The sequence below is a fragment of the uncultured Alistipes sp. genome (genome assembly GCF_902388705.1).
Classification (GTDB): domain Bacteria; phylum Bacteroidota; class Bacteroidia; order Bacteroidales; family Rikenellaceae; genus Alistipes.
This window is the reverse complement of record NZ_CABMQJ010000027.1, coordinates 17,051-29,308: the sequence shown is the minus strand read 5'-3', so window position 1 is coordinate 29,308 and position 12,258 is coordinate 17,051. Positions and strand designations below refer to the sequence as shown.

Below are 12,258 nucleotides of genomic sequence, written 5' to 3'. Positions count from 1 at the left end.
CCCCTCGGTGAGGCGATGCCCGTGAGCGGCGATTACACCGTGGGGCAGCGCGTCGAACATCCGAAATTCGGCGTCGGCATCGTGCGGCGGATCGAAACCCTCGCCACCGACCATAAACTGGTGGTGGATTTCGACGGCGCGGGCGAAAAGACCCTGCTGGCCAAATTCGCCAAACTGACCAAATTATAACGGCGATGGAAATGTCCCCCCCCTCGTATCGGTCTGCATGACCACCTACAACCACGAAGCCTACCTTGCCCGGGCCATCGAAGGCGTGCTCGCGCAGCAGACTTCGTTCGGCGTCGAGCTGGTGTTGGGCGAGGATTGCAGTACGGACGGCACACGGGCGCTCTGTGAGGCTTATGCGGCGAAATACCCCGGCCGTATCCGGCTGGTGACCTCTGCGCAGAACGTCGGCTGGCGGGCCAACTACCGCCGCACGTTCGAGGCGTGCCGCGGGAAATACGTGGCCTACTGCGACGGCGACGACTGGTGGACGGAGCCCCGCAAACTGCAGATGCAGGTCGATCTGATGGAAGCCGATTCCGGCTGCGGGATGTGCTACACGGGGGCCGACCAGTACTGGCAGGCCGACGGGGTGCTCAAGCCCGATCCCGACCGCCATTATACCGATTTCGAGCAGATGCTGCTCGGAATCTCGGTTCCGAACTGCACGGCGCTGGCCCGCCGCGAACTGATAGCGGCCTATTACGCCGAAATCCGGCCCGAGGAGCATCCCGAGTGGCTGACCGACGACTGGCCGATGTGGCTGTGGTTTGCCTGCCGCTCGCAGGTGCGCTTCATCGACCGGGTGACGGCCGTGCACCGGCGTATTGTCGGGAGCGTGAGCCATGGCGATTCGTACAGGGCGCGTATCGCCAGCCGCGATTCGGCCATGGAAACCAGCCTGTGGTTCGACGCGCGCTACACGGCCTCGCGCAACCGCTTCCGGATCCTGCTCCGGCGCCACGTGGTGGGGCTCTGGCTGCTCTCCTGGAAAGGGGGCAGTGTCGGGGAGTACCTCGCGCGCTGGCGGGCCGATTTGCGGCGGACGCCGCGGCTGGTCTTTTATCCGCACGGGGCCATTTTTCTGGTGAAGAAACTTCTTTTTCGACGCAAAAAACAGCGATTATGACTACAAAAGAGCGTTACGACGGTATCATCGCCTGGTTCTCGGAGCACATGCCCGTTGCCGAGAGCGAGCTGCACTACACGGATCCCTACCAGCTGCTGGTGGCCGTGATTCTTTCGGCGCAGTGCACCGACAAGCGGGTCAACATGACCACGCCGGCCCTGTTCGAGGCGTTTCCCACGCCTTTCGAGATGGCGAAAGCCACGGCCGAAGAGATTTATCCCTACATCAAAAGCATCTCCTATCCGAACAACAAGGCCCGCAACCTGGCGGGCATGGCCCGCATGCTCTGCGAGGAGTTCGGCGGCGAGGTGCCGAGCGATTTGCAGCAGATGCAGCGCCTGCCCGGCGTGGGGCGCAAGACGGCCAACGTGCTCGGCGCGGTGCTGTGGCAGAAGGAGGTGATGCCGGTCGACACGCACGTATTCCGCGTTTCGAACCGCATCGGCCTTACGACCAACTCGAAAACCCCGCTGCAGACCGAGCTGACGCTCGAGAAGAACATCCCCTCGCACCTGCTGCCGGTGGCCCACCACTGGTTGATTCTGCACGGCCGCTACGTCTGCGTGGCCCGCGCCCCGAAATGCAGCGAATGCGGCATCGCCGCATGGTGCCGCAAATATGCCGCCGACCGGCGGGAGAAAAAGTAACCGCCCGGCCCTGCCGGTGTAAAACGACGCTGACCTTAAACTTCCGAACCTATGATTAAAATCGTATTACGCTTCCTGCTGCTCCTGCTGCTGCCCGTTTGCGCGCAGGCGCGGGACACCGACTCGCTGCGGGTGCTGTGGGTCGGCAACAGCTATACCTATTACAACGACATGCCGGACGCCGTGCGGCAGATTGCCGCGACGCAGAAGGTGAAACTCTCCTGCACGCGTTTTCTCAAGGGCGGCGAACGCCTTTCGGGCCATCTGAAAAACAAAAAGCTGCTGGCGGCCATCGCCGCAGGCGGCTGGGATTACGTCATCCTGCAGGAGCAGAGCAGCGCGCCCGCGATGCCGACCCGGCAGGTGGCGCGCGAAGTCTATCCCTGTGCCCGGACGCTCGACAGCCTCGTGCATGCCGCTTCGCCCGACGCCCGGGTGGTCTTCTACATGACGTGGGGCCATAAGAACGGCAACCGGCGCCCCGTCCCGGAGTATCCGCCCATCAATAACTACGAAGAGATGCAGGAGCGGCTGAAGACCAGCTACCTCGAGATGACCTACGAGAACGACGCGTGGTGCGCTCCGGTGGGCATGGCGTGGCGGCGGGTACGTGCCGAACGGCCCGATTACGTGCTCTATGCGCAGGATTGCTTCCACCCCTCGCCGCTGGGCAGCTACCTCGCGGCCAACGTGATTTTCACGACCCTCTACGGCAAACCGTACCAGACCGGTTTCACGATGGGATTCCCCGCCGAACAGGCCGAGTATATCCAGCGCGTCGCGCAGCAGACCGTGCTGGAAAACACCACGCTGCTGAATATAAAAAGATAGCCTTGTTTCCCGGTTTCTCACCCGCGCCTGCCCGGCGCGGGTTTTTTGTGAATGGCGGTTTGCCGCGCAGGAGCAATGATGCGCCGGGTGTGCGGGGAGTTCCGCTGCCGGGCGGGTCGGCCTGTTTCTGCCGGTGCGGTGTGCGGCCGTCGTGTCGTCCCGGTCTTTCGTGTTGTCCGTCGCCGGCCCCCCCCCGTTTTGCCGCGGTTTCCCGACCCGGCCTGTGCTTGTTGTGCCTGATATTCAGTATCCCGGGGCATGCGATTGCGTCTGCCGTTGCGGCCGTTCCGGGCTTGCACACCGTGTCTTTTCCACCGGTGTGCCGCGTCGCTACCGCTCGCTCAACTCGAGCCAGCGCATGGTCTTTTCGTCGATCAGCCCGATCAGCTCCGCAATCCGCTGCGACTGTGCCGTCAGCTCCTCCACGGCGAGCGTTCCCGACGAGAGCGATGCCTCCAGCGAGGCTTTTTCCGCTTCCAGCGCCGGGATTTCCGCCTCGAGGGCTTCCAGCTCCCGCTTCTCGTTGAACGAAAGTTTGCGCGGCGCCTGTTCCGGCGCCTGTGGGCGTGCGGGCTGCGGCCGGGGTTTCGCCTGCGCCGCCTGCGTGCGGCGCGCCGCTTCGTATTCGCGCTTCCACGCCACGTATTCCGAGTAGGTTCCCGCGAAATCCCGGATTTCGCCCCCGCCGCAGAATACCAGCAGGTGGTCGGCGACCTTGTCCACGAAATAGCGGTCGTGCGACACCACGATTACGCACCCCCTGAATGCCTGCAGGTACTCTTCGAGGATGCCGAGCGTTACGATGTCCAGGTCGTTCGTCGGCTCGTCCAGCACCAGGAAGTTGGGGTTGCGCATCAGCACCGTGCACAGGTAGAGCCGCCGCCGTTCGCCGCCGCTCAACCGCGCCACGAAGTTGTGCTGCGTCTCGGGCGTGAAGAGGAAGTGCAGCAGCAGCTGCGATGCGCTCATCCGCCGTCCGTCGCCGAGGTCGATCTCTTCGGCTATCGCGCTCACCACGTCGATTACGCGCATCGAGTCGTCGAATTCCAGCCCCTGCTGGCTGTAATAGCCGAACCGTACCGTTTCCCCCACGTCGATTGTCCCGCTGTCGGGTTTCTCGATTCCCAGCAGCAGCTTGAGGAACGTCGATTTCCCGCAGCCGTTGTCGCCCACGATGCCCAGTTTCTCGTAGCGGGTGAAGTTGTAGTCGAATCCGTCGAGTATCTTCAGCTCCCCGAAGCGCTTGCAGACCCCTTTGGCCTCGAATATCTTGGTGCCGATGCGCGACGCTTTGACGTCGAGTTTCACTTCGCCGCGGCCGTGCGTCGTTTTCAGCCGCGACTCGAGTTCGCGGAAAGCGTCGATGCGCGACCGGGCCTTGGTCGCCCGCGCCTGCGGTTGGCGGCGCATCCACTCCAGCTCGCGGCGGTAGAGGTTCATCTCGCTCGCCCGCTGTGCGGCATCGGCCGTTTCGCGCTCCTGCTTTTTTTCGAGGTAGTAGGAGTAGTTGCCCGTATAGTGGTAGATTTGCCGGTTCTCCATTTCGAGGATGTCGCTGCACACGCTGTCGAGGAAATAGCGGTCGTGCGTCACCATCAGCAGCCCTGCGCTGCTTGCCGTGAGGTACTCCTCCAGCCATTCGGTCATGTCGGTGTCGAGGTGGTTCGTCGGCTCGTCGAGAATCAGCAAATCCGATTCGCTGATCAGCACGTTGGCCAGCGCCACACGCTTGAGCTGCCCGCCCGAAAGGGTTTCGATGCGCTGTCCGAAATCGCGGATTTTCAGCCGCGAGAGGATGCGCTTCGCCCGTTGTTCGTAGTCCCACGCTTCGAGGGCGTCCATGCGCGCCATCGCCTGCTGCAAACCTTCGCCCGAGGGCTCTTCGAGGGCTCGTTCGTACGCCGCAATGGCTTTCAGCGCCGGGTTTTCCGAGTGGAAGCAGGCTTCGAGCACGGTCATTCCCGCCGGATAGGAGGGGCTTTGCTCGAGGTAGGCCACGCGCAGGTCGCGGCGCGGCACGACGCTGCCCGTATCGTGGTCTTCACGCCCCGCGATGATGTTCAGCAACGTGGTTTTCCCCGTGCCGTTTTTTGCGACGAGGGCCATGCGGCGCCCGTCCTCGATTGCGAACGATATATTTTCGAAGAGCACCTGCTCGCCGAACGATTTGGTGAGGTTCTCCACCTGAAGACAACAAGCCATAGCGTGTGTTTTTGTGCGTACAAAGCTACGCAAAAATCCCGGACGGACAACCTCCGTCCCGAAATGAAGCGGCGCACGACCAAATACGACTGTCGTGCGCCGCTTTTTGGCGGGGATGCCGTTTCCGGCTCTTATGTTTGTCCTGTCCGCCGCCCTCTCCCGTTTTTCATTCTGCGGGGTGCGTATCCGGCGGTTGCGGGGTGTCGCCACCCGCTCGCGCGTATTGCGCCGGGATGCCGTCGCCGGCGGGAATGCCGTTTCCGACCCTCCGTTCGATCCGTTCGGCGCTCCTCTGGGGGGCTGTCCTGCCCTTTGCCGGAGCGCTACCAGTTCTTGCGCAAATCGCGCGTCACGGGGAATTCGGTGATTCGCAGCGTCGTGCAGCCGTAGGGAATCAGCGTGATCTCTTCGGCGGGGTTGTTCGTTTCGTTGGTGCTGTACGGCTGCGGCCCGGCGCTCTCCTGATAGAGCGTCCATTCGTCGAGCCTGCGCCCCCGGGCTTTGATTTCGACGGGAGCGTTTTCCAGCGTCCACGGATAGGCGTCGCCGATGTCGCGCCGCTCGACTTCGAACGCCTCTGCGATACGGTCGGGGCGAATGTCCTCTTCGAAGAGCGTGTAGTTCCACGGTGTCGTCGGGCGCACTTCGTAGTACCACGGGCCGTATATCTGCTTGCCGGGGTTTGCGACCTTCGACCATTTCTCGCCGATGCGCAGCGCATAGACCAGCGGCCCGCGCTCGACGACGGCTGCGCCTTCATACCAGCGGCTGACCGCGATTCGCATCGGCAGGCGCAGCGTCACCACGTCGCCCGTGCGCCACGTGCGTTCGATTTCCGCCACCGAGCCTTTCGCCGGCGAGGCGGCCGTTTCGCCGTTCACGGCCACGGTCGCGCCTTCGCACCAACCCGGAATGCGCAGGCGGAGCGGGAATGCGGCCGACTTGATTTTGCGGCTGTCGATTGTCACCTCGAAACGGATTTGCTCGTCGAACGGATAGTGCGTCCGCTCGGCGATTGTCACGCGCGCGCCGCCGGCCACCTCGGCCGTTACGCGGCAGGGTGCGTAGACCATCGCTGCCAACCCGCCGTCGTGGGTCGCATACCAGAGGTTCTGCGTCAACTTGGGCCACCCCTGGTGCATGTTCGACGTGCAGCAGGCGTATCCCGTCAGCAGGCCGTAGAGGATGTCCGTGCCGTCGTGGCTCTCCTGGAAGTTGCGGCGGTGGTCGGTAATCATCACCTGGTTGATTTGCTGGTAGTACTGGCGGGCGTCGTAGGCGTCCGTGGCCTGCGTGGGCAGGGCGTTGAACGCCACGCGCTCCAGGTGGTCGGCGAACTGTACGTCGCCCGTGATTTCGGTCATCTCCTCCAGCGAGTACATCATCTCCACCGCCGTGCAGAGTTCCGAACCCTGCGTGGGAGCGGCGCCGTGCAGCGCCTCGTCGCCGCCGTAGAGGCCCGTCGGGAAGCCGAGGTAGCGGCGGATGTCGGCGAATCCCTTCTTCACGGCCCCGACGTGCGCCGGGTCGTTGCTGCGCTGGTAGTAGACCACCGGCTCCTTGATTCCCTGCGCGAGGTTCACGCAGTGGAGCGAAAACGGCGTCGCGAGCACTTCGCCCCCGGCGAAAATACCCGTCCAGTCGAGCGTCTGCCGATGTATCAGGTCGCCCAGTTCCAGCAGGAATTCGTCGCCCGTGATATTGTAGAGCCAGTATACCACGCCCAGGTTGTCGCCGCCGCGCTGCTCGCCCCAGAACGTCCAGTGCCCCAGCGGGGTTTTCGGCAGCTCGCGCAGCTGGTAGCGGAAATAGCCGGTCATCAGTTTGATGACGCGTTCGTCCCCCGTGGCCGTGTAATATTGCTGCAGCACCTTGAGCATGACCATCTTGGGCCACCAGTCGCGGGCGTTGTCGCGCTGTATGGCGGGGCTTTCGAACGGACGGTCTTCCGCCGGGCCGAAATAGCCGTCGGGCCGCTGGCTGCGGATGGCCCACTCGACCCACGGGCGGGTCTTTTCTATCAACTGCCTGTCGTCGAGGATGTAGGCCAGCGGCAGCAGCCCGTCGAGCCAGTAGGGGCCGCGTTCCCAGACGTCGCCGTCGCCGCCCAGCCAGCCGTTGCGCGGGCCCATCACCTCGGGATAGATTGAGTCGAGGTGCCCCGTCAGCCCGTCGGCCTGGCGCTGCAACTGGTCGTGCAGCCACCCTTCGGCGCGTATGGCGCCCAGCGGCAGTTTGACCAGCGGTTTTTCGCGCAGCGGGGCGCGGTTGTTGGCGTAGGGGACCGCGGCCGTCGCGGCGGTCGCCGTCAGGATCATACCTGCCAGCAGCAGGAGCGTGAATCGTTTCATGCGTGTCGTAGTTTTGGTCGATGCAAATTTAACGAAACTCCCCGCTTCGCGGAGTATGCAAATGTGCAATTTCAGTATACATGGGCATCCGCGGTTTGTTATCTTCCTCTTTTTTGCTATCTTTGCTCCGTATCACCAAAGTCAACAGAGGCCGAAATGGAGTTATCGAAAAAAGGTATCGAATGCCTGCGGGAGCTGCTTGCTCCCGGGAACCGGCGGATCGTAATCGTCACCCATACCAACCCCGACGGCGACGCCGTGGGCTCGTCGCTCGCATGGGCCGAGGTGCTTCGCGGGATGGGGCATGCGGTGACGTGCGTGGTTCCGAACAAATACCCCTATTTCCTCGACTGGATGCAGGGAATCGATGAAATCGTGATTTTCAAGAACGACACCGAAGGGCGTGCGGCCCGGGCCATCGCCGAAGCGGACATCCTCTTCTGCCTCGACTTCAACGCCATCTCGCGGCTCGAAATTTTGAGTGAAACGATTCAGGCCAACACCACGGCCCGCCGGGTGCTCATTGACCACCACCTTTCGCCCGACGAGGATTTCTACCTCTCGTTCTCCCATCCCGACGCTTCGAGCACCTGCTATGTGGTTTACGCCATCGTCGAGGCGCTGTTCGGCACCGAAGCCATCACATGCCGGATGGCCGAGGCGCTCTATGTGGGCATGATGACCGACACGGGCAATTTCGCCTTTTCGTTCCTCACGCCCGAGCTTTTCCGTGCCGTGGCGGTGCTCGTCGAAAAGGGCATCCGCATTCCCGACATCCACAACAACGTCTACAATGCCTATACCGAGGGCCGTGCACGGCTGTTCGGCTACGCCATCAACCGCAAGATGGAGATTATCCAGGACGGTACGGTGGCCTATATGTCTTTGATGGAGAACGAGATGCGTCGCTTCCAGTTCCAGCAGGGCGACAGCGAGGGCTTCGTGAACTATGCGCTGACCATCAAGAAGATGAAAATGTCGGCCATGTTCCTTGCCCACCGCAAGTTCATCCGTGTGAGCCTGCGTTCGCGCGGGGACGTCGACGTCAACCTCTTCGCCCGCAAATACTTCAACGGCGGCGGGCACAAGAATGCTGCAGGCGGCAAGTCGTTCCTTACGATGCAGGAGACCATCGACCACTATATCCGCTCGGTCAGGGAGTTCGCCGACGAGGGACACCTGGGGTAAATCCTGTTTTTCCCGTACCGCGCTGCCGCCTGCATCTCTTTTGTCCGCAACCAGTTGCCCGTATGTCCGGCCGGCCGTTGCTTTGCGGCGTCCGTGCGGTGCGGTTCCGTCCTGTTTTTGCGATATCCGTTAACCCGTTTCGAACCCGGTTGCGCCCCGCACCGATAATCCAGATACGTTATGGACGATTTCCGGCTCAAAGTCTTTATCACCGCGGCCCGCACGTTGAGCTTCACGCGCACCGCCGAACAGCTTTTCGTTTCGCAGCCCGCCGTGAGCAAACACATCGGCGAGCTGGAATCCCATTATAAGGTGCAGCTTTTCGTGCGCCGCGGCAGCCGTCTGGAGCTGACTCCGGCGGGGGAAACCCTCCTCTGCTGCGCCGAACGGCTTGCCGACGACTACCGCCGCATGGAGTACGAAATGAGCCTCTGCACCAGTGCCGTCGAAGGCGAACTGCGCCTCGGGGCCAGCACGACCATCGCCCAGTACCTGCTGCCGCCGATTCTGGCCCGCTTCACGACACGCTTCCCCGGCGTGCGGGTTTCGATGCTGTCGGGCAACAGCGATCAGGTCGGGCAGGCGCTGGGCGAACACGGCATCGACCTGGGCATGGTCGAGAGCGTCAGCCGCCGGCAGGGGCTCCATTACACGCTCCTGGCCCCGGACGAACTGGTGCTGATAGCCCGCACGGGCGGCCCCTGTTCGCGTATCGATTCGGTTACGCCGGACGAACTGCGCCGCCTCCCGCTCGTGCTGCGCGAGAGCGGGTCGGGGACGCTCGAAGTCATCAAGACGGCGCTCGGCCGGGCGGGCATCCGCATTCCGCAGCTGAACGTGGTGATGCGCCTCGGCTCGACCGAGGCAATCAAGGCGTTCGTGCGCAACAGCGACGCCGTGGCCATCGTTTCGGTAATCTCCGTGGTGGACGAACTGCGCAGCGGCGTGCTGCGTATCGTCGACCTCGATTCGCTGGCGCTCACGCGCGATTTCATGTTCATACATGCCGAAGCCGAACCCGCCCGGCTTGTCCGGCAGTTCATGGACTTCGCCCGGGCCGATTTCTGACCCGGCTCTGGCGGGCCGGTTTCCGGCCGTGTTCCGTTCCTTGGTTTTTTTAGTATAACCTTGTGTTATGCAGGATAACGAATTCTTGTTTCAAATCCCGCGAAAAGATGCGACCTTTGCCGGGCGAAACAAACAAAAGTTATAGTATCCCTTAAAAATGCAAGGATATGTTGGAAAAAGGTAACAGGGCGAACACCCTGCACGGAATTCTTCTGATTGCCCTGTTTTCGTTCGCGGCATTCTACATCGCCGGATTTCCCATCGTGAAAAGGTTGTCGTTCAGTCCGCTGATCGTCGGAATCGTGCTGGGCATGCTCTATGCCAACAGCCTGCGCAACAAACTTCCCGAAACGTGGGTTCCCGGCATTAAATTCTGTACCAAGCAGGTGCTGCGTTGGGGCATCATCCTCTACGGATTCCGCCTGACGCTCTCCGAGGTGGCCGCTGTCGGCATTCCGGCCGTCGCCGTCGATTTGGTCGTTGTGACGGTCACGATCCTGGGCGGCGTACTGCTGGGCCGCCTGCTGAAAATCGACCGGGACACGGCGCTGATGACCTCCACGGGCAGCGCCATCTGCGGCGCGGCGGCCGTGCTGGGGGCCGAGCCGGTCGTGAAATGCGAAGGGTATAAAACCGCCATCGCCGTCTCGACGGTCGTGATTTTCGGTACCCTCTCGATGTTCCTCTATCCCCTGATGTACCGCACGGGAATGCTCGACGGGCTGACCGACACGGGGGTGGCCGTCTATACGGGCAGTACGCTGCACGAGGTGGCCCATGTGGCCGGGGCGGGCAACGCGATGGATCCGACCGATGCGCTGGGAATCGCCGGGACGGCCACCATCACCAAGATGATTCGCGTCATGATGCTCGCGCCCGTGCTGGTTATCCTGGGGTTCGTGCTGGCGGGCCGCCGGAAAACGGCCGGGGGCCGCAAAGAGAAGAGCAAAATCGCCATTCCGTGGTTCGCTTTCGGATTTATCGGGGTTATCTGCCTCAATTCGCTGCTGCAATACCTGACCGGGGCGGAGAGTGTCCGGGAGATTCCCCTCAACGGGGCTGTCGAGTACGTCGATACGTTCATGCTGACGATGGCCATGACGGCGCTGGGCACCGAAACGAGCATCGACAAGTTCAAACATGCCGGGGCGAAGCCTTTCGTGCTGGCAGGCCTGCTGTACGTGTGGCTGGTCGTGGGCGGTTATTTCGTCACCAAATACCTGGTGGGGATTTTGTAGTCGCCCTGTCTGAAAGTCGGATACCCTCCCGGCAGGGGCCGTGCAGGTGCATGGCCTGGCAGAGGCCGTTTACGGCAGTTTGGGCAATACCGGGTTTTCGTGCTCCGAATAGCGGAGCACCCTCTCCCGAACGAAGTCCGCGAAACCGCGGGCTTCTTCGTATGTAATGGCAGACGGATAGCTCATCAGCACCAGTTTGTGGGGTGTGAAGGGCTTGCGGAACGAGGGGTGGATATAGTCGTAGGGATTGACGACGAAGCCCAGCCGCTCGTAGAAATGCCGGCGGCGGCGCGAAATGTCGTCGACCGGGGGATCGATCTCCAGGATAACGCGGCCGACCTTTTGGCAGAATGCCGCGAGCGCCTGCGAGCCCATGTTCTGCCCGCGCAGGGCGGGTGAGATGGCCAGGTGCTCGAGGTAGCGGTAGCTGCCGGCATGCCAGTTGAACAGGATGCCGATGAACTCCCCGCCGCGCCAGATGCCGTCGGCTTCGAAATGCGAATCGCCGAACGCGCGGTCGTAGTCTTCGGCCCGCCAGCGTTCGCAGTCCGGGAATGATTTTTCGTAGAGCGCCCAGGCTTGGGCCCAGCCTTTGTCCTTGCGGGATTTGAAAGGTATGAATTGCAGTTCCTGTGTCATCGTTTCCGAGTTTTGCGCAAGATACTGCAAATTTCGCACATTACAAACCTCCGTGGCGTTGCGAGGTCTGGGAAACCCCCTCCGGAAACATGCTGCGGGCAGGTTTTACGGCTGGATGCGGCAGCGGCTGCCGTTTGCAGGCCGGTGGCCGTTTTGCAGGCTGTTACCGGCGGCTGACCGGTGGCTGCGGTTGCGGTGCCGGGATAAATGCGGGTGGGCCGTTGTGGCTACAGTGCGGGTATTCTGGGATTGAAAAACCGGGCCGGGGCTTGGACAAAAAGCCGGATGGCTTGGATTGAAAGCGGGAGCCGGGTTCCGGAGAAGGAGCCGGAGAAGGAGCCGGAGAAGGAGCCGGAGTGGAATCCGGCCGGTGACGGCGGCGATGAAAAGCGGCGGCCGGCAGGAATGCGAAAGGGGGTACACTGTACCCCCTTTCGTGTGTGCCGTCTGGCGGACTGCGGCCGTTATTTTTCCGTTTCGCCGTTGTCGCTGCCTCCGGTGATGCTCTCCGGAATGCCGTCGCAGCGCACGTAGAGCGATACGTCGGAGAGGTCGTCCTTGGCCGTCCAGACCATCGAGGTCGACGAGAGGTCGGTCACGATATAGCGGTGCTGCCAGTCGCCGGCGCCGTAGTCGTAGTTGCCGTAGATGATGGCGCCCAGCTCCTCGTCGGTCGTCAGGGCGAAGCGGCCCGTCAGTTTGCGGGGGCTGAAACTGTCGTAGTTCTGGTACATGACGTACTTCTGGTCTTTGCGGATAAACTCGATGTAGACATAGTTTCCCTCGGCGGGCGGTGCGCCGTTCCACTGGGCGAGCTGCCAGGTGCCCGCCAGGTTGTTGGGGGAAACTTCCATCGGAGCTACATACGCCTTGTCGTTGTCGCAGGCGCAGAAAGCCGCCGCGATAAGCGAAAGGAGCGTGAATCTCAAAATCTTTTTCATATGACTTGTTTTTATCTG

10 protein-coding genes and 1 pseudogene are annotated in these 12,258 nt (G+C 62.2%); 7 read left to right on the top strand and 4 right to left on the bottom strand.

All coding sequences use genetic code 11. The features are described 5' to 3' along the window. The 4 genes and pseudogenes from QZT71_RS07970 to QZT71_RS07955 form a co-directional block, all read left to right on the top strand. On the top strand, positions 1-189 hold a 189-nt coding region (locus tag QZT71_RS07970), incomplete at its 5' end, for a DUF3553 domain-containing protein (RefSeq protein ID WP_295914819.1). 28 nt (positions 190-217) lie between these two features. Next, a pseudogene (locus QZT71_RS07965) lies at positions 218-1,135 on the top strand (glycosyltransferase); the annotation flags it as partial. After that, positions 1,132-1,782 carry an endonuclease III gene (nth, locus tag QZT71_RS07960; protein WP_295914815.1) on the top strand — a complete coding sequence of 217 codons (651 nt, stop codon included), beginning with the start codon at positions 1,132-1,134 and terminating at the stop codon, positions 1,780-1,782. The pseudogene QZT71_RS07965 and the gene nth, both read left to right, overlap by 4 nt. Positions 1,783-1,833: 51 nt before the next feature. Next, positions 1,834-2,613 carry a DUF4886 domain-containing protein gene (locus QZT71_RS07955; RefSeq protein WP_295914812.1) on the top strand — a complete coding sequence of 260 codons (780 nt, stop codon included), beginning with the start codon at positions 1,834-1,836 and terminating at the stop codon, positions 2,611-2,613. Between the two features lie 330 nt (positions 2,614-2,943). On the opposite strand, the gene QZT71_RS07950 is transcribed toward QZT71_RS07955, so the two are convergent. Both QZT71_RS07950 and QZT71_RS07945 read right to left on the bottom strand, forming a co-directional pair. Next, on the bottom strand, positions 2,944-4,815 hold the full coding sequence (locus tag QZT71_RS07950; RefSeq protein ID WP_295914809.1) for an ABC-F family ATP-binding cassette domain-containing protein: 1,872 nt from the start codon (positions 4,813-4,815) through the stop codon (positions 2,944-2,946). A gap of 323 nt (positions 4,816-5,138) precedes the next feature. After that, positions 5,139-7,166 (bottom strand): beta-L-arabinofuranosidase domain-containing protein, encoded by a 2,028-nt coding sequence (locus tag QZT71_RS07945; protein ID WP_295914808.1) that lies wholly within the window; start codon positions 7,164-7,166, stop codon positions 5,139-5,141. A gap of 156 nt (positions 7,167-7,322) precedes the next feature. Here QZT71_RS07945 and QZT71_RS07940 point away from each other — a divergent pair, with 156 nt between their 5' ends. The 3 genes from QZT71_RS07940 to QZT71_RS07930 all read left to right on the top strand — a co-directional run bounded on the left by QZT71_RS07940 (position 7,323) and on the right by QZT71_RS07930 (position 10,660). Beyond that, positions 7,323-8,354 carry a DHH family phosphoesterase gene (locus QZT71_RS07940; protein ID WP_295914804.1) on the top strand — a complete coding sequence of 344 codons (1,032 nt, stop codon included), beginning with the start codon at positions 7,323-7,325 and terminating at the stop codon, positions 8,352-8,354. A 180-nt stretch (positions 8,355-8,534) separates the two neighbouring features. Continuing rightward, entirely contained in the window at positions 8,535-9,422 is an 888-nt protein-coding gene (locus QZT71_RS07935; RefSeq protein WP_295914801.1) for a LysR family transcriptional regulator, read from the top strand. A 167-nt stretch (positions 9,423-9,589) separates the two neighbouring features. Further along, positions 9,590-10,660 (top strand): YeiH family protein, encoded by a 1,071-nt coding sequence (locus QZT71_RS07930; protein ID WP_295914798.1) that lies wholly within the window; start codon positions 9,590-9,592, stop codon positions 10,658-10,660. Between the two features lie 69 nt (positions 10,661-10,729). On the opposite strand, the gene QZT71_RS07925 is transcribed toward QZT71_RS07930, so the two are convergent. After that, positions 10,730-11,299, bottom strand: a complete 570-nt coding sequence (locus QZT71_RS07925; protein WP_295914796.1) for a GNAT family N-acetyltransferase — start codon at positions 11,297-11,299, stop codon at positions 10,730-10,732. A 464-nt stretch (positions 11,300-11,763) separates the two neighbouring features. Then, a complete protein-coding gene (locus QZT71_RS07920) occupies positions 11,764-12,240 on the bottom strand; it encodes a lipocalin family protein (RefSeq protein WP_295914794.1) in 477 nt (158 codons plus the stop codon). Positions 12,241-12,258: the final 18 nt, after the last annotated feature.